The organism is Micromonospora sediminicola, from assembly GCF_900089585.1.
GTDB lineage: Bacteria > Actinomycetota > Actinomycetes > Mycobacteriales > Micromonosporaceae > Micromonospora > Micromonospora sediminicola.
The window spans coordinates 1124686-1148782 of sequence record NZ_FLRH01000003.1 but is presented as its reverse complement, the minus strand read 5'-3'; the positions used below and the strand labels follow the sequence as shown (position 1 = coordinate 1148782).

Below are 24097 nucleotides of genomic sequence, written 5' to 3'. Positions count from 1 at the left end.
GCGGCCATGACCAAGGACGAACTGCTGACCGAGCTGCTGGTGGAGCGCTACGGCCCCACCGCCCCGCCGCAGGTGGAGCCGGAGCCGCTGGTACGCGACCCGCAGCGGTGGGCCGCCCCACCGGACCCGCCCGCCCGCCGGCGGCACCTGGTGGTGCTCGACGGCGGATCGACCACCACGGCGGCCGCATGAACCGCCCCGAACCCAACGCACGAACGGGAGACACCCAGATGCGGATCACCCTCGACGAGCCCCAGGTGGACCTGCTCGCCGCCGTCGACGCGGGCAACGTCCACACCGACCCCCGCTTCACCCTGCCGGACTTCGAGCGCGTCCCCGGCGAGCCCGGGCACCGCCGCGCGACCCAGCGGCTGCAACCGCTCAAGGACTACCGCCTGGTGGAGCTGGACCCGGACACCCCACCGGACCGGTGGGGCGTGCGCCCGTACCGGCTCACCGGCCTCGGCGAGCGGGTCCTCGCCGAGGCCCGCGAGCAGGAAGCCGCGGACCGCGCCGGCGAGGCCGAGCCGGCCGCGAGCGGGCCGGACCGGTGAGCATCCCCCGGCGCCGCGCCCGCCGCCCGTGGGAGGCCGACCTGGCCGCCCGCGAGGCCCGCACCAGGGGCGAGGCGAAGGACCGCGCGCACCGCGGCCGGGCGCTCGTCGACGCCGCCCTGGCCGGGCAGGCCCCAGCCGAGGTGACCGCCCCGGCGGAGGAGTCCCCGCCGGCCGGCTACGAGTACGTCGCCTGCGCCGGCTGCTACCGGCCCATCTGGGCGCTGCCCGGATCCCGCTGCCCCGCCTGCAAAGCCCCACCCGCACCACCGACCACCCCCGACAGCCCGACCGCAGCCTGACCACCACCCTGCTGAGGAGACCCCGCATGCCCTGGAGCCGCATCCCTGACCACCTCCGGCTACGGCCGGTCCCGGTGCTCTACCTCGACCTCGACGGCACCGTGCGCGAGGGCAAGGACGACCCGCTCGGCCGCTTCGTCAACGGCCCCGAGGACGTCCGGGTGTTCCCCGCCGCCGTCGAGATGATGCGCCGCTGGAAGGCCGGCGGAGGCCGGGTCATCGGCGTGAGCAACCAGGGCGGCATCGCCCTCGGCCACGTCACCACCGCCCAGGTGGTGGCCGCCATGTCCGAGACCCAACGGCAAGCCGACAGCCTGTTCGACCGCATCGCCTGGTGCTCCCACCATCCCAAGGCCGCCGGGCCGGAGTGGGCGCGGTGCTGGTGCCGCAAGCCCGCGCCCGGCCTGCTCATCCAGGCGGCGGTGTCCCTCGGCGCCGAATGCGGCGAGTACTACCCGCCGCACCTCGGTCTGATGGTCGGCGACCGGTCCGAGGACATGCTCTGCGCCCACCGCAGCGGCCTCGACTTCGAGTGGGCAGCCGACTGGCGGGCCCGCGCCGGCGAGCAGAGGAGCGCCGCCAAGTGACAAGCCCTCAGTTCGGCCACGGCAAGCCCGAGCGCCTGGCGGGCCGCGCCCTGGAGGCGGCGATCGCCGGCGACTGGCGTCGCGCCACCGACGTCATCGACCGGCTCAACAAGGAGTGCGCGGGCGAAGGCCTCTACACCGCCCTGGTTGCCTGGTGCGACATCTTCGCCGACCACGCCAACGGCGGACCGCCGGAGTTCGGGAAGGTCCGGATGCTCGGCTGGAACGCCGACACCGGGCAGCTCGGCGGGGAGGTCCCGGAGCGGGCGCGGTGGGTCATGGACCTGATCCTCGCCCGCAGCCAGGGCGACCAGGCCGCGTTCGACGCCCTGGTGCAGCGCCTCAACGGCATCGCCGACGGCTTCGAGCGGGGCCGCTACATCTCCGACCTGCTCGTGTCCATGGCCGCGACGATGAACTACCTGCCGCGCGGCTACGGCCGCACGCGGCGGACCCCGGAGGCCGAGCGTGGCTGAGATCGTCCGCTTCGAGCAGCGCCGGGTGACCCGGACCTGCTCCCAGTCTTGGGGCGACAGCGCGCCGGACGTCGTGGAGGAGACGACGGTAGTAGTGCGCAGCATCCACGGCTACGACGTCAGCGTGATCCGCGACTTCGTGCGAGCCCTCGACGTCGCCGGCGCGCCCGGTACCGCGCTGCTCGAGCACCAGACCAACAACGGCCATCTGACGCGCCTGACGGCGCGCTTGACCGAGCGCCCCGACCCCCCGGAGCCCTTGGACTCGGAACCCCCGGACCCACCGGATCCACCCGTGTAGCGGCGCTCACCGCCGCTGCCTTTCGTCGATCTTCTCAACGCTGGCGCGGCCACCGATCAGGTGGCCGCGCTTCGCCATACCGGGAGAACCATAGATGTTGATCACTAGTCGGGGTCGCTGATGCCCTGGGGTCGGATCGATGACCGCCTGGCCATGTCGGTCAAGGTGCGCGGCCTCGCGGACCCTGGCGCGACCGGGCAGCGGGCCAAGAAGCAGCGCGCCGAGGCCCTCGGCGTCTGGGTCCAGGTCCTGTCGTGGGTCTCCGGTGAACGCTCGGATGGCTTCCTCACCGAGGACATCCTCGACCTGTTCGGGTGGGAGGAGGCCAACGAGCGGCTGCTGCGTGCCCGCTACGGCAGGGCGCCGCTGATGCACCGCCGCGCCGACGGTGAGCGCTGCGAGTGCATGACCGGCCGGATCTGGGTCGACGACTACGACTACCTGATCCACGACTACCTCGACCGCAACCCGTCGCGGTCCGAGAACGACGTGCACAAGGCCAAGGCCCGCGAGCTGAAGGACTCCAAGCTCAAGAACGCGGTGGCCGAACGCGACTGCAACATCTGCCGCTACTGCGCCAAGACCTGCGCCCCGTCAGACCGCCGCTCCGACGACGGCCGCACCTTCGACCACGTCGACCCCGAGATCGCCGACGGCATGTCCAACCTCGTCGTGGCCTGCCGCGGCTGCAACAACCGCAAGCGCCGCCGCACCCCCGAGGCCGCCGGCATGACCCTGCTGCCCGCCCCCGGCGACACCAACGGACCTGCGACCCGATCCACGCCCGAACCTACGCCCGACCTGAGTCCGGACCTGAATCCGACCACAGATCCCGGCGCAGATCCGGATCCAGATCCACCACCCCCACCAACACCCATGAGCAGCACGAACACGGCCGAACCCTGCGCCGAGACCTACGCCGACACCAACAACCCGACTCAGGTCCCCGGCTCTCCCTGGACGGGACGGGGCGGGCCGGGCACCGCTCCCAGCCCAAGTCCCCCCCGACCCGGGCCACCCACGGCCTCCCGCATCGGACCCCCCGCCACCCCCCGCGGACCTCTGCACGGATCCCCGTACCTGCGCAGCACCCGCCCCCTGCCTGAGCACCACGCTGGCCACCCGCCCCAGCCCGACCCCGAGCCTGAGGAAGGTCACCCATGATCGAGCCGACCCCCGTCCTGCTGGTCGACGAGATCCGCGCCGCCATCGCCGACCTCCGCGAGGCATGGTGCTGGCTGGAGGACCTCGTCGAGCCCGGCCGCGACTCCGCGCCCATCCCCGTGCTCACCGACCTGCAACGCGCCCGCCAGGCCGAGGCGATCGCCGCCGAGCGGATCGAGCGCGACGCCTGGGCCGCTGACGTCCCGGTCGGGCAGCGCCAGTACGCCGCCCCATCCGGCCGCTACGCCCTGGCCGGCTCTCGCCCGGGCGCCCGCCTCGCCGTGATCGACGCCCGCGCCGCGGTGCACGGCGTCGTCCTGGACGCCGCCCGTCTCGTGGCGGCCGCCGAGGACGCCCGCTACGTCGGCAACCGCGCCGGCCTGGCCGGCGTGCGCGACGCGCTTGACTGGCTCGACGGCGGGCCGCCCTGCTGGATCGCCACCGCCGACGGGGTCATCTGGCGGACCCCGCCCGGCGGGGTGCTCGACCAGCTGCACGACGGCCGCACCGCCGTGGTGGTGCTGTCCGCGCTGGCCCGGGCGAACCGCATCGCCCGCGAGGCGGCCCGGTCCCCAGACGGAGAGCACCTCGCCCCGGTCGACCACCGGTGCCCGGCGTGCGGCCGCCGGTCGTTGCAGCTGGACTATCGGTCGGAGGACCTGCTGCGCCGTGCCCGCGACGACGAGCGGTACCGGCGGTCGTGGACGGTCACCTGCATCAGCGAGGCCTGCCTCTGCGTCGGCGAGGGCTGCGGCTGCCGGCAGCGGGTCCGCTACCGCGGCCGCCGGCACGCCTGGGCGTACGGGGAGCTGTCCGGGCCGTTCGGTCTGTGGGCGGCGGTCAAGGCCGCCGACTCCCGCCGGCGTGGCCCGGGCACCCGGGTGGCCAGCGAGGCGTTCGGCCACGGCGGCTGGTCAGAGCGGCGCGCCCCAGCCCGGGTAGGCCGGGCGGTCCGCGACGGCGACGGCGTGCTGTGGTGGGACCGGGCTCGGGCCTGCTCACAGCTGGCCATCCGGCCCGAGCAGCTGTGGGACTGGGTCCGGCGCAGCGAGGCATCCGCTACGTTTCCGCGGCTGGACCGGCCCCGCCGCGACGGCGCCACGTCCTGGTACCGGGCGGAGCAGTTGCTGGCCGTCGAGGAGTACGTGACCACGTCGACACGCGGCCGGAAGCGCTCAGCTTGACCATGATCGCCCGATATCTCAGTATGGGTGCCAGCAGGTGCACTATGCCCGCCTCGCGGTTGCTGGTCCTGCTGACGATCTACCAATTAGGGGCCTGGAGGGTGCGTCACCCCTCCCGGCCTGGCCAAAGGGCCGAGGCGTACCTCGGCTCTGGCGAACGCCCCGGTCCCTCCGTGCCGGGGCGTTCGTCGTGGGAGGCCCCCGATGCCGAGAGCGTGGAAGGTCTGCTCCGGTCCCGGACCTGACGGGTCAGGCTGCGTCGAGGCGGTCCCGTCCGGCCGGTGCCCCGGCTGCGTGGCCCGGGCCGAGGCGGCCCGCGGCACCGCCGGCGAGCGAGGCTACGACCACCGCCACCGCCGGCACTTCCGCCGCCGGGTGCTGCGGAAGGAACCGCTGTGCGTCTGCACCGACCGAGGCCACGGCCACGGCCACCAGTGCCTGCGCCCGTCCCGGCACGCCGACCACTGGCCCCGCGACCGACGCGACCTGGTCGCCGCCGGCGACGATCCCAACGACCCAGCCCGCGGCCGCGGGCTGTGCGGTCCGTGCCACGGCAAGCACACCGCCGCCGAGCAGCCGGGAGGGTGGAACCAACGATGAGCCGCACCCCCGAGCAGGTGGCCGCCGACGAGGCGCTGACCGCCGCGATCGAGCAGGCGCTGCTGGCGTACGGCCCGGGCGACCAGGCGTACATCCTCACCGAGTACGTGGTGGTCACCTCACAGCAGCGCTTCGACGAGGAGGGCAACGGCATCACCGCGGTCGGTTGCATCAACCGCGACAGCGACGTGCCGTTCCATCGGATCCTCGGCCTCCTTGAGTACGCCGGGACCCGCACGCGTAGGCGCATCGCGACCGACGACGAGGAGGACTGAATGTCACTCAGAGTGATCGACCCCGGAGGGGTGGGGGGTGACCCCCAAGACCCCAGGTCAGCAGTACCGCCGGGGAGGTAGAGATTCCCGTGTACGGGTCTGGGAGATCCGGCACACCTGAGGGCCGTCACGCGATGTGACGGTCCGGCTGTCTGCGGCGCGATGCCGTGAGAGGGAGCCGATCATGGCAGGGATGGGGCCGCCGCCGAAGCCGGCGGGACAGCGCCGACGCCGCAACGCCACGGTCGCGACGACCCGGCTGCCGGCCGAAGGGCGCGGAGGACGGCGGGCGCCGAACTGGCCACTGGTGCCCGACGTCGTGATGGCCGCGCGGCGGGACCTGCTCGCCGCCGCGGTCGCGGACCTGGAGGAGGACCTGGCCGAGCTGGAGGGCACCCGCAAGGAAGCCTCGGTACGCCGGCGGCTGGAGACGACCCAGGAGAAGCTGGCCATCATCAAGGCCCAGATGAAGGCGCAGCGGGCGCTGGAGGCCGACCTGTGGCGCGACCTGTGGCGGCTGCCGCAGGCGGTGGCGTGGGAGCGGCTGCGCTGGACACGCGACGTCGCGCAGTATGTCCGGCATAAGGTCCTCGCCGAACTGGGCGACCTCGCCGCGGCCAAGGAAGCCCGGCAATGGTCGGACCGCCTCGGCCTTTCGCCAATGGCGATGCTGCGGCTGCGCTGGGAGGTAACGGTCGACGAAACCGCCGCCAAGCGCGCCGAGCGCGACCGCGACCGGTCGGAGGCCGAGACGCCGCCGGCGACGGCGCAGCCGGCGGCTGACCCCCTCGCGGCGCTGCGGGCGGTGTGAGCGTCTTCGTCGTCCCCCCGCTGGACGAGCAACCCTGGCCCAGTCTCGGGCCGCAGCTGTGCGACTTCCTGGAGGAGCGGGCGGTGCACGGCCCGGGCGACCTGCGCGGCCGCCCCGCCGTTATCGACCAGGAGAAGCGGGCGCTGATCTACCGCGCCTACGAGGTGTTCCCGCGCGGGCACCCGCGCGCCGGCCGCCGGCGCTTCAAGCGGGTGGCGTGGTCGCTGCGTAAGGGCGTCGCGAAGACCGAACTCGCGGCGTGGGTGGCGTACGGCGAGCTGCACCCGGAAGCGCCGGTGCGCACCGACGGCTGGAAGCTGGTCGACGGGATCTGGCAACCGGTCGGTGCACCGGTCACCGACCCGTACATCCCCATGCTGGCCTACACCGAGGAGCAGACCGAGGAGCTGGCGTACGGGGCGCTGCTGTTCATCGTGCAGGAGGGTCCGGACGCGGACCTGTTCGATGCGGGTAAGGAGCACATCACCCGCATCGACGGCGAGGGCAAGGCCCTCGCGGTGGCCGGTTCCCCGTCGGCGGCCGACGGCGCTCGGACGACGCACCAGCACTTCGACGAGACCCACCGGATGATCCTGCCGAGGCTCAAGGACGCCCGGCAGACCATGCGGAACAACCTGCCCAAGCGGGTCTTGGCTGACGCGTGGGAGCTGGAGACGACCACCACCTACGGCGAGGGGCAGGGCTCCTGCGCGGAGGACACGCACCAGTACGCGGAGATGATCGCCGCGGGCAAGGTGAAGGACGCGACGCTGTTCTTCTTCCACCGCGAGGCCCCGTGGCGCGACGACGAGGACCTCGACGATCCGGAGCAGCTCAAGGCGGCGATCCGGGAGGCGTCCGGTCCGGCGATCGCGCTCTGGCCGGACTTCGAGGGCCAGGTCGAGTCGATCGCGTCGCTGTACCACCAGCCGGACACCGACAAGATGTACTGGCAGCGGGTCTGGCTCAACCGCCGCCGGTCAGCCGAGCGCAACGCGTTCGACGCCGCCAGGTGGACGAAGACCCTCGCCCGCCCGGCGATCCGGATCGAGCACGGCGAACCGATCACCATCGGCTTCGACGGGGCCCGCTGGCGCGACGCGGTCGGGTTCATCGCCACGCACATCGAGACCGGCTTCCAGTGGCCGCTGCGCTACTGGGTGCGCCCCGACGACGCCGAGGGCTGGGAGGTTACCGACGACGACGTCGACGGCGTCCTGACCGAGGCGATGGACCTGTACGCGGTGCGGCTGGTGTACGCCGACCCGCCCCGCTTCGAGTCCGCCGTGGCCCGCTGGTCGGGCCGGTACGGCGAGCGGCGGGTGCTGGAGTGGTACACCAACCGGCCCCGACAGATCGGCCAGGCGATGCGCGCTTTCCGGACCGCGCAGACCTCCGGCGAGCTGACCCACAGCGGCGACAAGACCTACGCCGACCACATCGGCAACGCCGTCCGTGGTGACCTCAACGTCCGCGACGACGACGAGACCCCGCTGTGGACGATCTACAAGATCCGGCCCGACTCCACCAAGTACATCGACCTGGCCATGGCCGGGTGCCTGTCCTGGAAGGCCCGCCTGGACGCGATCGCCAAGGGCGGCTGGAAACGCAAGAAGCGCAAGCAGATCATCGTCAGGAGGTGACCCATGCCGCTGCCCACCGATGACCTGGGATGGGTCACCCACCTGGCCAGCCGTCACGACCGGGAGTTGCCGCAGCTGCAGGAGCTCAACGCCCTCTACGAGGGCAGCGCGCCGCTGCACTACATCCACCCGGAGATCCTGCGGGAGGTCGGCGACCGCCTGCAGGCCGTGTCGCTGGGCTGGCCGATGCTCGCCGTCGACCCCCTGGAAGAGCGCCTGGACGTGCTCGGGTTCCGATACCCGGAGGACGACGACGAGCCGGATCCGGACACCCCGGCCGACGAGCTGGCCAGCGCCACCGCGGACAAGAACCTCCAGCGGGTGTGGCAGGACAACGACCTCGACGAAGAGGCGCAGCTCGGCCGCCTCGACGCCCTCGTCATGCGCCGCTCCTACATCGCGGTGGGCACCAACGAGGACGACGACGACACCCCGCTGGTCACGGTGGAGTCCCCGCTAGAGATGTACGCCGACATCGACCCGCGCACCCGGGCGCCGCGGGCGGCTCTGCGCCGCTGGGTGGAGGACCCGGACAGCCTGATCCGGCTGCCGCAGGAGTACGCCACCCTCTACATGCCCAACCACACCGTCTGGTTCGACCGTGGCCCGCAGGGCTGGCGTGAGACCGGCCGAGACGTGCACAACGTGGGCGAGGTCCTCGTGACCCCGCTGACCAACCGCGGCCGCCTGGCCGACCGGTACGGCAAGTCGGAGCTGACGATCCCGCTGCTGTCGCTGTCGCACGCGGCCAACAAGCTGGCCAGCGACATGATGGTCGCCGCGGAGTTCCACGCGATCCCGCTGCGCGCGCTGTTCGGCATCGGCCCGGACGACCTGGTCGACGACAGGGGCGAGAAGCAGTCGGCGTTGCAGGTCATCATGGGCAAGCTGCTCAGTCTGGAGGGCAGCGGCGGCGAGGACGTCGAAGGCGGCGGCATCAAGGCCCACGAGTTCCAAGCCTCATCGCTGGCCAACTTCCACCAGAGCTTGACGCAGCTGGCCAAGCACGCCACCGCCCTGGTCGGCCTGCCGCCGACCGCGTTCGGGGTGGTCACCGACACCCCGGCCAGCGCGGAGGCGTGGCGGGCGGCGGAGGCCCGGCTGATCAAGCGGGCCGAGCGCAAGACCGTGCCGTTCAGCGGCTCCTACAAGCGCGTCAACCGGCACGTGCGCCGGCTGCAGGACGGCGACTGGGACCCGGCCACCAAGCGGCTGGAGACGATCTGGCGGGACCCGTCGACGCCCACCCGGGCGCAGGCCGCCGACGCGGTCCGCAAGGTGTTCGGCGGCGACGAGCCGATCATCACCAAGCGGCAGGCCCGCGAGGACCTCGGCTACAGCCAGGGGCAGATCCGCCGGATGCAGGCCGAGGACGCAGCCGACGCCGACCGCGACCCGGTCCGCGAGATCATCAACCTCGGCATGGGCGGCCAACCCGCCCCGGTCGAGCCACCCACCCCGACCGTCCCGGCGCCGCAGCCGGAGCCGGCCGGTGTCGGCTGAGCAGGTCGCCCGCGAGCACTACCGCCGCCGCCGGCGGATCGTCGGCCGGCTGGTCGTCGTCGCCCGACAACTGTGGTCCCGGGTCGACCCGGACGCGATCACCCGCAGCTGGGCCACCCAGCTCGGCGATCTGGTGCCCGTCACCGCCGCCGCGCAGCTCGCCGCCGCGGTCACCGCGGACAGCTACCTCAACGCGGTGCTCGACGCCCAGGGCGCCAACCCCCGACCGCGGGCGCGGGTGGTGCCGGCCGCGCTCGCCGGCGTCGCCTCCGACGGCCGGCCCCTGCCCTCCCTGCTCTACGAGCCGGCCATCACCACGCTGACCGCGATCGGCGCCGGCGTCGACGTCGAGCGGGCCCTCGCCGGCGGATACGCCACGCTGGAGACGGCGGTCCGGACCCAGGTCGCCGACGCCGGCCGGGCCGCCGACGCCACCGCGATGGCCACCCGTGACGTCGACACCTACATCCGGATGGTCGTCGGGAAGACCTGTGGCCGCTGCGTCGTGCTCGCCGGCCGCCGCTACCGCCGGGCGGAACCCTTCGACCGGCACCCGTGCTGCGACTGCGTCCACGTGCCCGCCGTCGAGGACACCGTCGACGCGATCGCCACCAACCCCCGGGCCTGGTTCGACAGCCTCACCCCCGCCGAGCAGGACCGGCAGTTCACCAAGGCCGGCGCCGCGTCCATCCGCCTCGGCGCCGACATCGGCCAGGTCGTCAACGCCCGGCGCGGCGCGTACGGCCTCGCACCGGCCGGAGCCCGGATCACCGCCGCCGAGGCGCGGATGCTGCGCGGCGGCCGCGACCGCGGGCAGCTGGCCACCCGCGACGTGTACGGCCGGCAGGTCTTCACCACGACCGAGGGCACCACCACCCGCGGTCTCGCCGGCGTCCGCCTCGGCGCCCGCGAGCGAGGCGTCAAGGACGGCGGCCGCTACCGGCAGGCCCGCACGCCCCGGCTGATGCCCGAGAGCATCCTCGCCGCCGCCGGCGACGACCGCGACGAAGCGATCCGCCTCCTGCGGCGCTTCGGCTACATCCGATGACCGAAGGAGTCCCCCATGCTGCCCACCATCGGCCGCATCGTGCTGTACACCCTGAGCCAGTTCGACGTCGACGCGATCAACTTCAACCGGCAGAACTCGCCGAGCCCCAACGCGGGCAACTTCGCCAACGCGGGTGACACGTACCCGGCCGTCGTGGTCCGCGTCTTCGGCGGAGACGCCGCCAACCTCCAGGTGCTCCTCGACGGCCCCGACACCTACTGGGCCACCTCCCGCCCGCAGGGCGAGGCCGGCGAGCAGGGGCGCTGGAACTGGCCGCCGCGCGTCTGATGCGCCCGAGTCCGATCCCCGACGCCGAGGTGTGGCCGGGTGCCCGCCGGATGGTGGCCACCGGCCCGTCCGGCGACCTGACCGACACCGACATCGCCCCGGTGGAGGTGCTGGTGGACACCGGCGAGCACACCGGCCTGCCCCGGGTCTGCGTGCGGCTGCGGCTGGAGGACGGGGACCTGGAGAAGCTCGCCGCCGGCGGGACGGTGTGGCTGGCCGTGTACGGCCCGCTGCCCGTCTTCTCCGTCGACGTCAAGGGCCCCGGCGAGTAGGGGCCCCGAACACATCACCTGGCCCGGCGCGATGCCGTGGCCACCTACCGGAGGTCGCGATGACCCACCTGCCCACCCATCCGCATCTGCGGCACCCGCGCACGGGCGACCCGCTGCGCGCGCTCGGCCGCACCCGCTCCGGCCGGCTGATCTGGCCGCAGCTCGGCGCCGCCCCCGACCCGCCGGCACCCGCCCCCGGCCCCGGTCAGCCGCCGGCGGACCCGGGAACCGGCGCACCGCCGGCCAACCCCGGCACCGGCAGCGGCGGCGGCGGCCAGCCGCCCGCCGACCCGGCTCCGACCGGCGGTGACCCGCAGGACAAGCCGCTCGGCCCCGGCGGTGAGAAGGCGCTGCGCGAGGAGCGCGAGGCCCGCAAGGCCCTGGAGCGGCAGATCGGCGAGCTGGCACCGCTCAAGCAGCTCGCGGACCTGCTCGGCACCAAGCCCACCGGGGACGGCAAGACCGACCTGGAGCAGCTGACCGAGCGGCTCAACAAGCACGACGAGGACCTGGCCAAGGAGCGCGCCGCCCGCTGGCGGGCCGAGGTCGCCCACGAGAAGGGCCTCACCCCGGCGCAGGCGGCCCGGCTCAACGGCGGCACCCGCGACGAGCTGGCGGCCGACGCGGACGCGCTGCTGCAGCTGTTCCCCGCCGCGCCGGCCGGGCCGCGTAACCCCGCTCCGGACCCGACGCAGGGCACCCGGGGCAACCAGCCGGCGGACCTGGAAGCGCTGATCGCGGCCGCGCAGAAGTCCGGCAACGTCCGTGAGGTCATCCGTCTGCAGAAGCAGAAGCTGACCCCCGTCCAGCAGTAACCGAAGGGCCGGCGCGGGCCGCGCCCAAGGAACGATCGAAGGGAGCGACCAGCGATGGCTGGCATCACCGCGCTCGGCACCACCTACAACCTGCCCAACTACACGGGCATCCTGTACCTGCTCACCCCGTCCGACACCCCGTTCTTCTCGGCGATCGGCGGGCTGACCGGCGGCGGGCAGACCACCGACACCGAGTTCGAGTGGTCGGAGTACGACCTGCGCGCCGCCGGGCAGAACGTGGCGCTGGAGGGCCAGGACGCGCCGACCGCGCAGAACCGGATCCGCGGGCAGAAGAAGAACGTGACGCAGATCCACCACGAGACCGTCGGGGTGTCCTACACCAAGCGGGCGGCCACCGGCCGCCTCGGTGGGCTGGCCACCGCCGGCGGTTCCAACCCGGTCGTCGACGAGCTGGACTGGCAGACCGAGCTGATGCTCAAGCAGATGGTCCGCGACATCGAGTGGTCCTTCGTCAACGGCATCTACCAGCTGCCGGCGGACAACCTGACCGCCCGCAAGACCCGGGGCATCCTCGCGGCCACGACGTCCAACGTCGTCGACGCCGCCGCCGGCGTCACCGCGACCGGCACGGCGGCCGCCTCGACCGACCTGATCACGCTGACCGCCCACGGCCTGGCCAACGGCGACAGCATCCGGTTCACGAGCGTGGGCGCGGCCACGCCGCTGACCACCACCGACGTGTACTACGTCGTGGCCAGCTCGGCCAACACCTTCTCGGTGTCGCTGACCAAGGGCGGCACGGCGGTCAACATCACCGTCGACGGCACCGTGGTCTGGGCCAAGGGCGTGGCCCTGACCAAGACGATGGTCGACGCGCTGCTGATGACCGTGTTCAACAACGGCGGCATCATGCAGTCCGAGACCGCCACGATCATGGTCGGCGCGGCGCAGAAGCTGGCGATCACCAACGCCTACGTGGTGGCCGGCTACGTCACCAAGGAGATCTCCACCGTCGGCGGTGTGACCGTCAACCGCATCGAGACCGACTTCGGGATCCTCAACGTCATGCTCAACCGGCACATGCCGGCCGACGTGGTCCAGGTCGTCTCCCTCGAGGAGTGCCGGCCGGTCTTCCTGGAGGTCCCCGGCAAGGGCCACATGTTCGAGGAGCCCCTGGCCAAGACGGGCGCCTACGACAAGAACCAGCTCTACGGCGAGGTCGGTCTCGCCTACGGCAACGAGCGCAAGCACGGCAAGATCGTCAACCTCAAGGCCTGAGCAGCGCCCGGCCCACCACCCGAGATCGTCAACAACGAGGCGTAAGGAGCGCTGCAGCATGGGCAAGGACACAGAGCAGTACGTCGTCACGGCCGGCTACGTGACCGTCGAGACGCAGGTGGGCGCCGGCCGCGCCCACGTCGACGTCCCGCACGGCGCGCCGCTGCCGGACGACGTGTCGGACGAGCAGCGTCAGCGGCTGCTCGACGCCGGCGCGATCGGCAAGCGCGACGGCGACGGGGACGTCGACGCGTCGGCGGAGACCGACGGGCCGACCACCCGGTTCGGCACGCCGGCCGCACGGCCGGTGCCGGGCCTGGTCGAGCCGGACGAGATCGACCGGGACGTCATCGTCGCCGGCGCGGCCGAGGACATCCTCGACTGGGTCGGAGAGGACCTCGCCCGCGCTCGGGTGGCGCTGGACATGGAGCAGGCCAAGGGCCTGAACACCCGTCAGGGCCTGGTTGTCGAGCTGCAGAAGGTCATGGGCGGGCAGGAGACCGAGCCGCCGGCCGTGCCCGAGGAGCTCGTCGACGACGGCACGGTGATCGCCCCGGCGGCGACCGGCGGGGTGGCCCTGCCCGACCCGGACCCGCTCGCCGCCAGCGGTGACGCCTCGGCAGCCGCGACGCCGGCGAAGGCGACCCCGGCCAAGGCCACCAAGGCCACCGCGGCCAAGGCCACCAAGGCCACCGGCAGCAGCCGCAGCTGACCCGGCCCGGGCCCGGCCGGCAGGCGCACCCCTGCCGGCCGGGCCCGCACATCGCCAGGTGTTCAGCACTGAACACCTGGATCAGGAGAGGGGGACTCGGTGGCGGACCAGCTGGCGGCCCCGGCCGACCTGAAGAACCTGCTCGACGACCAGGACCTGCCCGACGCGCAGGTGACCCTGCTGATCGAGTGCGCCACCGCGGTGGTCCAGGCCGCCGCCGGCGGGCAGCGCATCGTCGAGGTCGTCGACGACACCGCGGTGCTCACCGCCGGCCCGAGCCAGTGGCTGCCCCTGCCGCAGTTCCCGGTCCAGGCGGTCACGTCGGTGGACTACAACGGCTCCCCGATCGCGGCCGGCGCGGCCGGGTACCGGCTGCACGGCACCCGCCTGTACCGGCGCTGCGGCTGGTCGGACCGCCCGGGCGACCTGATCCCGGTCACCGTGGTCTACACCCACGGCTACCCGGACGGGGCGCAGGAGCTGCAGCTGGCCCGCTCTGCGGTGCTCGGCCTGATCCGCGAGATTCCAGGCAGCCCGGGCGGCGGCATCAAGTCAGAGTCGGTCGACGACTGGTCGGCGACCTATGCGGCGATGTCGGCTCAGATGGATGGCACACCGGCCCTACGCGCGGCGCTGCGCCGCCAGTACGGGCGGAGGCGCTGATGTCCGTCGACCGGGCGCTCGCTCGGGGCCGCCGGGCGGCTGAGCGGCTGATGGTCGACCAGTGCCGGATCCAACGCGCCGCCGGGTCAACGGAGGACGACGACGGCAACGTCACCCCGTCCTACACCACCGTCTACGAGGGCCGCTGCAAGGTCCAGCAGCAGGCCGTCCAGTCCCGCCCGTCGGACGCCGGCGAGGCGTCGCTGCTGATGGTCCGCCGCGAGCTGCACCTGCCCGTCGCCGCCTCGGCCGGCGTGCGCGCCGGTGACCGGGTCGAGTTGACGGCCTGCACGTACGACCCAGACCTGATGGGTCGGGCTCTGGTAGTCCGGGACGAGGCGGCGAAGAGCCTGGCCACCGCCCGGCGGCTCGGTGTGGAGGAGGTGACATCGTGACGGTGACGATCGACTCCGACGGGGTGGCGCGGCTGCGCGTGACGCTGGACCGCGCCGCCTCGGAGGCACCCGACGAGGCCGGCAAGGTCGTCGAGAAGGGTGCCCTGAACATCAAGAACGGGATGCGTCGCCGCGTCGGCGGCATCGCCCACGCCCCGGCGTACCCGGCGGCGATCACCTACGACCGGTCCGCTGGTTTCCGGGGCCCGGAGGCGGAGATCGGCCCGGACAAGAAGCGGCGGCAGGGCGCGCTGGGCAACATCCTGAACTACGGCACGGTGAAGAACGCGCCGATCTCGCACGTCGAGCCGGCGGCCGACGAGGAGCTGCCGCGGTTCGAGAAGGCGATGGAGGACCTGGCGGTCCGGCTGCTGGAGGACCTGTGATCCGCGAGCACGCCGACGCGGTCCTGGCGCTGCTGCGCGCCGCGCCGGGCACCACGGCGCTGACCGTCTACGACGGCGCGGTCGCCGAGGATCCGGTGACGGGCCGGTCGAAGCCGCCGCCATATGCGCTGGTGTACTTCGCCGACGCGGATCCGGAGGAGCCGGACTCCCGGCCGCTGTCCGCCCGTCCGGCCCGCTATGTGCTGCGCGCGTACGTGCACAGCGTGGGCCTGACCGCGACGGCGTCCCGGTCGGTCGCCGAGCGGGTCCGGGCCGCGTTGCTGAACGTGCGGCCGACGGTGGCCGGTCGGCAGTGCTGGCCGATTCGCCGTGAGGACGGGCAGCCGCCGCAGCGGGACGACTCGACCGGCTCGCCGGTGATGGACCGCGTTGACGTCTACCGGCTGGAGTCCGAGCCGGCCTGACCTGCTACCGGCGTGACCGGTGCAGCAACGTCACCAAGGCGTACGTGACGCCGCCGACGGCAAGCAGGATCACGATCTGCACCGCGACGGGCAGGTCGCTACCGCCGCAGAGACACGCGATCAGCACGCCAGCAGCGACAGCCAGGAGTACCCGGTTCCCGGTGTGCGCCAGCGACCACCGCGATTCGTGCTGCTGAGTCATGCCGGGCACCGTACCGCGCCTCTGCAAGAGATCACCCTCCGCCGATCGGCGGGACCTACCTGAAAGGACGCCGCCGATGGCTGCGCTCACCTCCCAGTCGGCCACCACCACCGGTACCACGCCGACCGTCATCACCCCGACCGCCTCCGACACGATCGCCGCCGGGCAGTTCGGCCCGAACGGCTGCGAGCTGCGGGTCATCACGACCGGCACCGCCTCGAACATCACCGTGCTCGACCCGGGTCGCACCCCGTCGGGGAACCCGGGCACCGCCACCGCGCTGGCCGCGCCGGCCACCGGTGTGCGGCGGCTGCTGATCCCCCGCTCGGCGATCGACCCGGCAACGGGGGTCGCGACGGTCACCAGCTCGTCGCAGACCGGGCTGACGTACGAGCTGTTCCGGATCTGACCGTGGACGGGTTCGTGTGGCTGATCCACCCCGAGACGGGCGGGCAGTGGGAGTGCCCGGCCGGGGCGGTGGACGACTGGCTGGAGCGGGGCTGGAAGCGGGCGGACGGGACGCCGGAGGAACCGAACCCGGTGGCGCCGCCACGGCAGACCTCGGCCGCGCCGGCGGCCGTGCAGACCAACACCACGACCGCCGACGGCGGGAACGGAGAGAAGAGCGATGGCTGACGTCCTCGCCGATGGCATGACCCGCGTCGCGTGGGTGGGCGCCATCGCCAACATCAACAGCCCGACGGCCGCCGAGCTGAACGCCGGACTGCTGCTGCAGCAGGTCATCACCCCGGACGGCCTGATGGGCTTCGAGGCCAGCACCGCCGAGGTCGACAACTCGGCGCTGGCCAGCACCTTCGACACGAAGACCATCGGCCGGGACTCGTACTCCGGCACCGGCCTGCGGATGAAGAAGCAGACCGCCCCGGACACCGCCCGCAACACCCTGACCCGGGGCACCTCCGGGTTCATCGTGATCCGCCGAGACATCCCGGAGGAGACCGCGTGGGCCGCCACCCAGCCGGTGGAGGTCTACCCGGTGATCTGCGGACGCCGCAAGGAGCTGGCCCCGGAGGCCAACAGCGTCCGGAAGTACGAGGTGCCGACGCCGATCACGACGCCGCCGGCGACGGACGCGGTCGTCGCCTAACCACTGACCGGGGCGGCCGGGCCACCAGCCCGGCCCGGCCGTCCCGCACCATCGGGGGCTGGATTGCGAAGGGCTGGACATGAGCAACGATTCCCACCGTGTGCCGCTGTCGAAGGTGGTCGCGTTCCTGCGTGACATCGGCCTCGACCCGGTCGATCCGGCCGACCTCCGCTCGGTGACCTTCGGCGCTGGCGGCGTTGAGGTAGTTCGGTATCGGCGCAACGAGCAGGGCCAGATCTACGCGGTGGCACCGAACACGGTGGCCACCGAGACCGTGACGCTCGCATTGGACGCTGACGCATGAGCACCATCAAGGAGCGCATCCGCAACGCGCGCCCGACCACCCGCACCGTGCCGGTGTGGCTCGGCGCGGACCTCGACCTGGTCGACGAGTACGAGGCCGCCGTCGCCGCGCTCGAGGAGGCCCGCAAGCCGGGTGACTCGCTGGCCGGGAACGGCTCGCCGGCCGCCGCCGAGCAGCGCGTCACCGAGCTGCGTGCCGAGCTGGACAAGTTCCGGGTCGACTTCCGGCTGCGCGGGCTCGACGACCTGCGGTACGCGCAGCTGCTGCGCGACCACCCGGCCCGCGTCGACGAGGCCACCGGCAAGACCGTCGAGGCCGACGAGGCCGGCTGGAACCGGGACACCTTCCCGGCCGCGCTGGTGCGCCTGGCCGTCGTCGACCCGGACCTCGACGACGAGGACTGGACGGCGCTGCTCGGCGACGAGAACACCCTCGGGGTCCTCACCTCCCGGCAGCTCGACCAGCTGGCCACGGTCGCGTTCCAGCTGACCCGGCAGACCGTCGACATCCCTTTCTAGCTGGCCGTCTCCGCGACGACCCGGAGCTGCGGGCCCGCGTCGAGACGGCCGAGCGGCTCGGTATCAGCCGCCGCCGGCTGATGGGCTGGGAGCCGGCCGAGGTCACCGAGCACGAGTACGACGAGCAGGACCGGCTGATCCGGTCGGTGACCAGCCGGGAGCCGGAGTGGGACGACGAGGAACGCGGCTGGATGCTCGCCCTGACCGTCTACCGGGCGAGCCTGTGCCCGCACTGCGGCCGGCCGCTTTCGGTGTGCACCGACCCGGAGTCGGAGGGCCACTGGGTGGTGCCGCCGCCGAGGCGGTGTTTCGCGTCGACGGCGTTGCGGTCGGCGGCCCCGGAGTACAAGGACTCGCCGCAGCCGGAGGCGCTGCTGCTGCACGCTGAGCGGAGGTGACCGGTGGCTGGTCTGCGGACGGTAGGGGTGCGGCTGGCCGCCGACGTGTCCGGGTTCCGGGCGGGTATGCGTCAGGCCGGGGCGGCCACGTCGGAGCTGCGCGGGGAGCTGGACAAGGCGGCCCGGGCGGGGAAGCTCGACGCCCTGGCCGACCAGGCCGGCCGGATGGGTCTGGTCCTCGCCGCCGGGTTCGGTGCGGCGGTGGCGATGGCCGCGAAGTTCGACAAGCAGATGTCGGAGGTCGCGGCGGTCTCCGACGCCACCGGCAAGGAGCTGGACCAGCTGCGGCAGGCCGCGCTGAAAGCCGGCGCCGACACGGCGTTCTCCGCCACCGAGGCGGCCAAGGCGGAGGCCGAGCTGGCCAAGGCCGGCCTGAAGACCTCCGACATCCTCGGCGGCGCCCTCAACGGCTCCCTGGCCCTTGCGGCGGCCGGGTCGCTGGACCTGGCCGAGTCGGCGGACATCGCCGCGAAGACGATGAACGTGTTCAAGCTCAAGGGCGCCGACGTCGGGCACATCGCCGACGTGCTCGCCGCGGCGGCCAACAAGTCCGCCACCGACGTGCACGAGATGGGCGAGGCGCTCAAGCAGGGCGGCCTGGCGGCCAACGCCGCCGGGATGGGCCTGGAGGAGACCGTCGGCACCCTGGCCGCGTTCGCCGACCGGGCGCTCGTCGGCTCCGACGCCGGCACCAGCCTGAAGACCGCCCTGATGATGCTGCAGGCGCCGACGGACAAGTCAGCCGCGCTGATGGACAAGCTGGGCATCGCCGCGTACGACGCAAACGGCGAGTTCATCGGCACCACCCGGCTGGCCGGGGTGCTGCAGAAGGCCCTCGGCGGGCTCACCCAGGAGCAGCGCAACGCCGCCCTCGCGACGATCTTCGGCGCGGACGGCATGCGCGCGGCGAACATCATGTACGAGCTGGGCGAGAAGGGCATCCAGGACTACACCAAGGCCGTCGACGACCAGGGCGCCGCCGCCGACGTCGCGGCGAAGAAGATGGACAACCTCGCCGGCGACGTCGAGAAGCTCAAGGGCTCCCTGGAGACCATGGCCATCGAGGCCGGGTCGGGTGCGAACAGCGGCCTGCGGATCCTCGTCCAGGCGGCCGGCGCGCTCGTCGACGAGCTGGACCGGCTGCCGCCGGCGCTGACGTCGACCCTGACCGTGATGGCCGGGGTGGCCGGCGGTGCGCTGCTACTCGGCGCCGGGTGGGTGCGGGTCCGCCGGTCGACGCGGGACATGCTCGACGAGCTGCGGGAGGTCGGCCCGGCCGGCCAGCGCGCGGCCCGCGGGCTGGAGACCGCCAGTAAGTGGGCGGGCCGCGCTGCTGTGACCTTCGCCGCGTTCGAGGTCGCTGGTGCTGCCATCACCGCCATGCAGAAGGACCTGAATCCGCAGATCGACGCCATGGCCAAGGGCCTCGGTGAATGGGGCAAGACCGGCGCTCTGGCTGGGGAGTCCGCGCGGGTCCTGGGCGGCGACATGCAGGATCTGGCGGTCGGCCTGAAGTTCCTGGCAGACACCGACAACAAGCGTCGGCAGTCAGCGCGGTTCATGCAGGACATCCTGGAGAACACCTGGATCATCGGGCCGGCTCTGCGGGGCACCAACACGAGCCTCGACCGCACCCGCGAGCGCGTCGAGGCGATGGACTCGGCGCTGGCCCAGCTCGCCTCCGGCGGGAAGGCCGACGAGGCCGCGGCGGCGTTCAACCGGCTCGCCGACGCGGCCGCGAAGGACGGCGTCTCCATCGAGGAGCTGAAGGCGCTGTTCCCGCAGTACGCGGCGGCGCTGGAGGTCGCTGGGAAGGCGTCGACCGACGCGGCCGGCGGGGTGAAGCAGGTCGGCGGCGCGGCCGGGCAGGCCGCCGACGAGGTCCAGGAGCTGAAGGAAGCGTTCGACGCCCTGTTCAAGCAGGAGATGTCGTACGACAAGGCGCTGCTGGCCTACAAGCAGGGCATCGCCGATGTGAAGGCGGAGCTGCGCGACGGCACCCGCACCCTCAACGACAACACCCAGGCCGGGCGGGACAACATCGCCGCGGTGCTGGAGCAGGTCGACCGGATCAAGGCGCTGCGGGACGCCCGGCTGGAGCACGGCGAGACCCTCGACGAGGTCAACGGCAAGTACGTCAAGGACATCGACGGGCTGCGCCGCACGATGCTGCAGGCCGGCTACACCAAGGGTGAGGTCGACGCGCTGATCGGCAAGTACAAGGCCGTGCCCGGCGAGGTGTCGACGGACGTGTCCGCGCCGGGCACGACGAAGGCCACCGGGCAGGTGCAGGACTTCAACTTCGCGGTCCGGAACGTGCCGCCGTCCAAGACGGTGCCTTTCTGGGCGTCCACTGGTGAAGCCAAGGCGGCCGTGGAGGCACTCAAGAGCAAGATCGCGGAGTTGAAGGACAAGCACATCTACATCTCCGGCACCGTCCGGTGGACCAGCACCGGCGATCTGAAGGTGCCCGGCGGGACGATCCTGAAAAACGACCGGGGTGGCGTGTACGAGCACGCGGCGGTGGGGTTGCTGCGGCAGGCGCAGATCGCGGCGCCGCAGGGCCCGGCCCGGTACGCGTGGGCGGAGCCGTCGACCGGCGGGGAGCTGTTCGCCCCCCGCTTCGGGGACATGGCCCGCACGCGGGCGCTGGTCGGGTACGCGATCGAGAACTGGTGGGGCGGATGGCGGAACTTCGCCCCGTCGTCCGGCTACGGCGGGCAGGCCAGTGGCCAGATCACGTACGACAACCGGATCACGGTGCAGCCGCGGCAGGCGAACTTCACCGTCCACGACCTGACGGCGCTTCAGCAGCGCCAGGACGCGCTCGCGCGGGTGGGGAGGCCACGGTAGATGCCCGTCTACGTCGGCACGATCTCGACTCCACCGCCGCCGGTCGACACCCCCTCACCGATCCCAACTCCGGCGCCGCCACCGGTCGACCCGGGCCGGCCGGTGGCGGTGTGGATCGCACCGGACGGCACGGAGTGGCCGCTCACCAACGACTCGACGCTGTTCTTCACCCTGAACGCGGTGACCGGGTGGGGTGCCGCACCGATCAACATCGTGGCCGACGACCACCCGCGCGGCGGCACCCGGGTTCGGCACATCCAGCCGCAGCCGCGGACGATCACGTGGCCGCTGCGGGTGCGGGCGGACACCCACCTGGAGCTGGTGGCCGGGTGGCGGGCCCTGTCCAACGCGTTCACGCAGACCCGCCGGCTCGGCCCGGGCCGGCTACGAATCATGCGCCCGAACGGCGACGCCCGGGAGATCCTCGCCTACTACCAGCAGGGCTTCGACGGGGAACCGGGGCAGGGTCACACCTACGACACGGCGGTGCTCAGCCTCTACTGTGAGGACCCGTTCTGGCGGGCGGTCCGGCCGCTGAGCCTGCCGTACGCCTACGGCACCGCGGTGTCGTACCTGTCGCCGTACCTGACGGTGTCCCCGTCGTCGGTGCTCGGCACCGCGACTGCTGTCAACGAGGGCAACGTGGAGGCGTGGCCGACCTGGACGATCGTCGGCCCTGCCACCGCGGTGGTGGCCACCAATCTCAGCACCGGTGAGGCGTTCACGCTGACCGGGACGCTGACCGCCGGGCAGGTCGCCACGATCACCACCGACCCGCCCGCCGTGCGCGGCCCGGGCGGCGCGAACTGGACCGGCAAGCTGACCTGGCCCGGCGCGCAGCTGTGGGCGTTGCAGCCCGGCCTGAACAACGTCGAGTTCGCCGTCGCCGGCGCGGCAGCTGGCACCGCGATCACCCTGTCCTACGTCCCTCGGTACGAGACGGCCTGACCATGCCCCTGATGCTGTCCGCGCCGGCGCGGACGACCCTGCTCATCACCGACCGGAACCTCAACGTGCTCGGCGACCCGATCGGCGGGTGGACGGACCTGGACGTCACCCTGCGGTTCAACGAGCCCGGATCCGGCACCTTCACCGCGCCGGCCCGGCCGGAGCTGCTCCAGCTGATCAACGCGGGCGGCAACCGGGTGGTCGTGATCCGCGACGGCGTCATCTTCGCCGCGGGGCCGATCGAGCGGGCCGGCCCGCAACGCTGGTCCGTCGACGGCGCCGACACTGACCCGGGCACCGTGTCCGTCGCGTTCACCGACGACCTGGCGCTCATCGCCGGCAGGGTCACCTACCCGAACCCGGCGGCCGTGGCCACCGCGCAGACGTCGACCGCCCGGTGGACAGCCACCGACGAGGCCGGCGACGTCATGCGGTCGTTGGTCAACCTCAACGCCGGCCCCGGAGCGCTGACAGTCCGGCGGGTGCCGCAGCTGGTCCTCGGCACCGGCGCGGGCCTCGGGGCCAGCATCACGTTCGGGACCCGGTTCGAGGCGCTCGGCGACGCGCTCCGCAGCGCGGCCATCGCCGGCGGCGGGCTCGGGTTCCGCACCCAGCAGGTCGGCACCACGATCGAGTTCCAGGTGTACGCGCCGGCCGACCGCACCACCGGCGACGGCGCGGTCCGGTTCAGCCGCGGCCTGGGGAACCTGCGCTCCTACTCGTACGAGCCGGTCGCCCCGTCGGCCACCGTCGCGATCGTCGGCGGGAAGGACGTCGGCACGTCGCGGGTGATCGTCGAACGGGTCAACACCGCGGCGGTCGCGAAGTGGTGGCGGCTGGAGACGTTCGTCGACCAGCGGCAATCCGACGCGACCGCCGGCGCCGCGGCCGAGCTGAATCAGGCCGGCGACGAAGAGCTGGAGCGCTCGGCCGAGACCGCCCGGCTGACCAGCGTCACCGTCGACACCACGGATCAGCGCTACGGCGTGCACTACCAGCTCGGCGACCGCGTGTCGGTGGAGCTCAACTCCGGAGCGGAAGTCACCGACGTGGTCCGCGCCGTGCACCTCGAGGTGAGCCCGCGCGACGGGGAGACGGTCACCGCGCTGGTCGGCTCGCAGGACGCCTCCGCTGACCCGGCGTGGGTGAAGGTCACGCGGGCCCTGGCCCGACGGCTCGCCGGATTGGAGACCATCTGATGGCCGAGTCCTCCTACCCGAACCCCGGCGTCACCCAGCTGCAGCACGAGCGGCTGCTCGGCCGGGCGCTACCGTCCGGGCTGATCGGCGACCCGGCCGACCAGCCGCTCATCTACGCCGACGGCAGCGGCACCCGGGAGATCCGCATCCGGGCGTCCCGGCAGGCCGTCGTCGACGGGTACGGCTGGCAGAACGACGCCGCCGTGGTCACCAAGACCCTCGCCGCGAACAGCAGCGGCTCCACCCGGGTGGACCTGGTGGTACTGCGCCTCAACCGGGCCGACTGGACGCTCACCGTGCAGATCGTTCAGGGCACCCCCGGGGCGGGCGCGCCGGCGGCCACCCGAACGCCGGCGTCGGCCGGCAGCGGCGTCTACGAGATCGAACTGGCCACGGTCACGGTCGCGAACGGCGCCACCACCCTGGCCGGGTCGACGGTCACCGAGAAGGCCTGGTACCTGGGCGAGGACGGCCAGATCCTCTGCAAGGCGTCAATCAGGCCGCCGCACCAGAAGGGCCGCACCGCGTTCGAGGTCGACACCGGCCGGTGGATCCTCTCCGACGGCACGACCTGGCGCAACGCCGTCGACGACTCCGGGACCGTGGCCGTGCCGCTGCTGTCCGGGTTCAGCGCGACGGAGAACAGCCTGCAGCGGCGCGGCGGGGTATGCGTGCTGGCGCTCAAGGTCCAGCGGACCACCGGGGCGATCCCGGCCGGCTCGACGACGAAGGTCGCGAACATCCCGGCCGGCTTCGAACCGACGTTCCCCGTGCAGGCAACCGCCCTCTACTGGTCCGGCGGCGCGCCCGCCGCGCTACGGGTCACCTCGGCCGGGATCTACGTCGTCACCGCCGCCGGCGTCTCGGTCGCCGAGGACCGCACGGTGGACGGCTCACTCGTCTGGCACGCCGCGTAGGAAGAGG

General features: G+C 72.9%; 34 protein-coding genes. 33 read left to right on the top strand and 1 reads right to left on the bottom strand.

Annotated elements, in window-relative coordinates; all coding sequences use genetic code 11:
• Positions 1–6 precede the first annotated feature (6 nt).
• From GA0070622_RS05970 to GA0070622_RS05860, 23 genes are all read left to right on the top strand, one after another.
• Entirely contained in the window at positions 7–192 is a 186-nt protein-coding gene (locus tag GA0070622_RS05970; RefSeq protein WP_091569776.1) for a hypothetical protein, read from the top strand.
• A 38-nt stretch (positions 193–230) separates the two neighbouring features.
• Positions 231–554 carry a hypothetical protein gene (locus GA0070622_RS05965; RefSeq protein ID WP_091569771.1) on the top strand — a complete coding sequence of 108 codons (324 nt, stop codon included), beginning with the start codon at positions 231–233 and terminating at the stop codon, positions 552–554.
• Complete coding sequence (locus GA0070622_RS05960; RefSeq protein WP_091569767.1) at positions 551–856, top strand: hypothetical protein; 306 nt, start codon at positions 551–553, stop codon at positions 854–856. The genes GA0070622_RS05965 and GA0070622_RS05960 overlap by 4 nt, the downstream gene beginning before the upstream one ends.
• A 26-nt stretch (positions 857–882) precedes the next feature.
• Positions 883–1443 carry an HAD-IIIA family hydrolase gene (locus GA0070622_RS05955; protein WP_091569764.1) on the top strand — a complete coding sequence of 187 codons (561 nt, stop codon included), beginning with the start codon at positions 883–885 and terminating at the stop codon, positions 1441–1443.
• The gene (locus GA0070622_RS05950; protein ID WP_091569760.1) at positions 1440–1919 is read left to right on the top strand and encodes a hypothetical protein; all 480 of its coding nucleotides are present in this window, start codon (positions 1440–1442) and stop codon (positions 1917–1919) included. The genes GA0070622_RS05955 and GA0070622_RS05950 overlap by 4 nt, the downstream gene beginning before the upstream one ends.
• The gene (locus GA0070622_RS32435; RefSeq protein ID WP_091569756.1) at positions 1912–2220 is read left to right on the top strand and encodes a hypothetical protein; all 309 of its coding nucleotides are present in this window, start codon (positions 1912–1914) and stop codon (positions 2218–2220) included. The genes GA0070622_RS05950 and GA0070622_RS32435 overlap by 8 nt, the downstream gene beginning before the upstream one ends.
• A gap of 120 nt (positions 2221–2340) precedes the next feature.
• Positions 2341–3384, top strand: a complete 1044-nt coding sequence (locus GA0070622_RS32830; protein ID WP_141684530.1) for an HNH endonuclease — start codon at positions 2341–2343, stop codon at positions 3382–3384.
• A complete protein-coding gene (locus GA0070622_RS05935) occupies positions 3381–4568 on the top strand; it encodes a hypothetical protein (RefSeq protein ID WP_091569751.1) in 1188 nt (395 codons plus the stop codon). Before GA0070622_RS32830 ends, GA0070622_RS05935 begins: the two co-directional genes overlap by 4 nt.
• Before the next feature lie 204 nt (positions 4569–4772).
• Complete coding sequence (locus GA0070622_RS05930) at positions 4773–5168, top strand: holin (RefSeq protein ID WP_091569748.1); 396 nt, start codon at positions 4773–4775, stop codon at positions 5166–5168.
• Entirely contained in the window at positions 5165–5443 is a 279-nt protein-coding gene (locus GA0070622_RS05925) for a hypothetical protein (protein WP_091569745.1), read from the top strand. Before GA0070622_RS05930 ends, GA0070622_RS05925 begins: the two co-directional genes overlap by 4 nt.
• Positions 5444–5627: 184 nt before the next feature.
• Positions 5628–6254, top strand: a complete 627-nt coding sequence (locus GA0070622_RS05920; RefSeq protein WP_141684529.1) for a hypothetical protein — start codon at positions 5628–5630, stop codon at positions 6252–6254.
• Positions 6251–7897 (top strand): terminase, encoded by a 1647-nt coding sequence (locus tag GA0070622_RS05915; protein WP_091569735.1) that lies wholly within the window; start codon positions 6251–6253, stop codon positions 7895–7897. The genes GA0070622_RS05920 and GA0070622_RS05915 overlap by 4 nt, the downstream gene beginning before the upstream one ends.
• Before the next feature lie 3 nt (positions 7898–7900).
• Positions 7901–9400, top strand: a complete 1500-nt coding sequence (locus tag GA0070622_RS05910; protein WP_091569731.1) for a phage portal protein — start codon at positions 7901–7903, stop codon at positions 9398–9400.
• Positions 9390–10448, top strand: a complete 1059-nt coding sequence (locus GA0070622_RS05905) for a VG15 protein (protein WP_091569728.1) — start codon at positions 9390–9392, stop codon at positions 10446–10448. The genes GA0070622_RS05910 and GA0070622_RS05905 overlap by 11 nt, the downstream gene beginning before the upstream one ends.
• A gap of 15 nt (positions 10449–10463) precedes the next feature.
• On the top strand, positions 10464–10736 hold the full coding sequence (locus GA0070622_RS05900) for a hypothetical protein (protein WP_091569725.1): 273 nt from the start codon (positions 10464–10466) through the stop codon (positions 10734–10736).
• Positions 10736–11008, top strand: a complete 273-nt coding sequence (locus tag GA0070622_RS05895) for a hypothetical protein (RefSeq protein ID WP_091569721.1) — start codon at positions 10736–10738, stop codon at positions 11006–11008. The genes GA0070622_RS05900 and GA0070622_RS05895 overlap by 1 nt, the downstream gene beginning before the upstream one ends.
• A 59-nt stretch (positions 11009–11067) precedes the next feature.
• Positions 11068–11823: a hypothetical protein gene (locus GA0070622_RS05890; RefSeq protein ID WP_091569717.1), complete on the top strand. Its 756-nt coding sequence runs from the start codon at positions 11068–11070 to the stop codon at positions 11821–11823.
• Between the two features lie 54 nt (positions 11824–11877).
• A complete protein-coding gene (locus GA0070622_RS05885; protein WP_091569713.1) occupies positions 11878–13062 on the top strand; it encodes an SU10 major capsid protein in 1185 nt (394 codons plus the stop codon).
• Positions 13063–13120: 58 nt separating this feature from the next.
• The gene (locus GA0070622_RS32425) at positions 13121–13774 is read left to right on the top strand and encodes a hypothetical protein (RefSeq protein WP_091569710.1); all 654 of its coding nucleotides are present in this window, start codon (positions 13121–13123) and stop codon (positions 13772–13774) included.
• A 99-nt stretch (positions 13775–13873) separates the two neighbouring features.
• Complete coding sequence (locus tag GA0070622_RS05875; protein ID WP_091569708.1) at positions 13874–14437, top strand: hypothetical protein; 564 nt, start codon at positions 13874–13876, stop codon at positions 14435–14437.
• A complete protein-coding gene (locus GA0070622_RS05870) occupies positions 14437–14832 on the top strand; it encodes a DUF6093 family protein (RefSeq protein ID WP_091569705.1) in 396 nt (131 codons plus the stop codon). Before GA0070622_RS05875 ends, GA0070622_RS05870 begins: the two co-directional genes overlap by 1 nt.
• Entirely contained in the window at positions 14829–15218 is a 390-nt protein-coding gene (locus tag GA0070622_RS05865) for a hypothetical protein (RefSeq protein ID WP_091569703.1), read from the top strand. The genes GA0070622_RS05870 and GA0070622_RS05865 overlap by 4 nt, the downstream gene beginning before the upstream one ends.
• On the top strand, positions 15215–15643 hold the full coding sequence (locus GA0070622_RS05860) for a hypothetical protein (protein ID WP_091569699.1): 429 nt from the start codon (positions 15215–15217) through the stop codon (positions 15641–15643). The genes GA0070622_RS05865 and GA0070622_RS05860 overlap by 4 nt, the downstream gene beginning before the upstream one ends.
• A 4-nt stretch (positions 15644–15647) precedes the next feature.
• Here the strand turns inward: GA0070622_RS05860 and GA0070622_RS05855 are convergent, their stop codons facing one another.
• Positions 15648–15845 (bottom strand): hypothetical protein, encoded by a 198-nt coding sequence (locus GA0070622_RS05855; RefSeq protein WP_091569697.1) that lies wholly within the window; start codon positions 15843–15845, stop codon positions 15648–15650.
• 76 nt (positions 15846–15921) lie between these two features.
• Here GA0070622_RS05855 and GA0070622_RS05850 point away from each other — a divergent pair, with 76 nt between their 5' ends.
• The 10 genes from GA0070622_RS05850 (at position 15922) to GA0070622_RS05805 (ending at position 24090) form a co-directional block, all read left to right on the top strand.
• A complete protein-coding gene (locus GA0070622_RS05850; protein WP_091569694.1) occupies positions 15922–16254 on the top strand; it encodes a hypothetical protein in 333 nt (110 codons plus the stop codon).
• Between the two features lie 2 nt (positions 16255–16256).
• The gene (locus GA0070622_RS05845; RefSeq protein ID WP_091569691.1) at positions 16257–16481 is read left to right on the top strand and encodes a hypothetical protein; all 225 of its coding nucleotides are present in this window, start codon (positions 16257–16259) and stop codon (positions 16479–16481) included.
• Positions 16474–16953: a phage tail tube protein gene (locus tag GA0070622_RS05840; RefSeq protein WP_091569689.1), complete on the top strand. Its 480-nt coding sequence runs from the start codon at positions 16474–16476 to the stop codon at positions 16951–16953. Before GA0070622_RS05845 ends, GA0070622_RS05840 begins: the two co-directional genes overlap by 8 nt.
• A gap of 79 nt (positions 16954–17032) precedes the next feature.
• Complete coding sequence (locus GA0070622_RS05835; protein ID WP_141684528.1) at positions 17033–17257, top strand: hypothetical protein; 225 nt, start codon at positions 17033–17035, stop codon at positions 17255–17257.
• Complete coding sequence (locus tag GA0070622_RS05830) at positions 17254–17775, top strand: hypothetical protein (RefSeq protein WP_091569684.1); 522 nt, start codon at positions 17254–17256, stop codon at positions 17773–17775. Before GA0070622_RS05835 ends, GA0070622_RS05830 begins: the two co-directional genes overlap by 4 nt.
• Positions 17776–17855: 80 nt before the next feature.
• Complete coding sequence (locus GA0070622_RS05825; protein WP_091569682.1) at positions 17856–18173, top strand: hypothetical protein; 318 nt, start codon at positions 17856–17858, stop codon at positions 18171–18173.
• Between the two features lie 3 nt (positions 18174–18176).
• Positions 18177–21026, top strand: coding sequence for a phage tail tape measure protein (locus GA0070622_RS05820; protein ID WP_141684527.1), 2850 nt, complete (start codon positions 18177–18179; stop codon positions 21024–21026).
• The gene (locus GA0070622_RS05815; RefSeq protein WP_091569677.1) at positions 21027–21974 is read left to right on the top strand and encodes a phage distal tail protein; all 948 of its coding nucleotides are present in this window, start codon (positions 21027–21029) and stop codon (positions 21972–21974) included.
• Positions 21975–21985: 11 nt separating this feature from the next.
• Complete coding sequence (locus GA0070622_RS05810; RefSeq protein ID WP_091576926.1) at positions 21986–23173, top strand: siphovirus ReqiPepy6 Gp37-like family protein; 1188 nt, start codon at positions 21986–21988, stop codon at positions 23171–23173.
• Complete coding sequence (locus GA0070622_RS05805; RefSeq protein ID WP_091569673.1) at positions 23173–24090, top strand: hypothetical protein; 918 nt, start codon at positions 23173–23175, stop codon at positions 24088–24090. The genes GA0070622_RS05810 and GA0070622_RS05805 overlap by 1 nt, the downstream gene beginning before the upstream one ends.
• Positions 24091–24097: the final 7 nt, after the last annotated feature.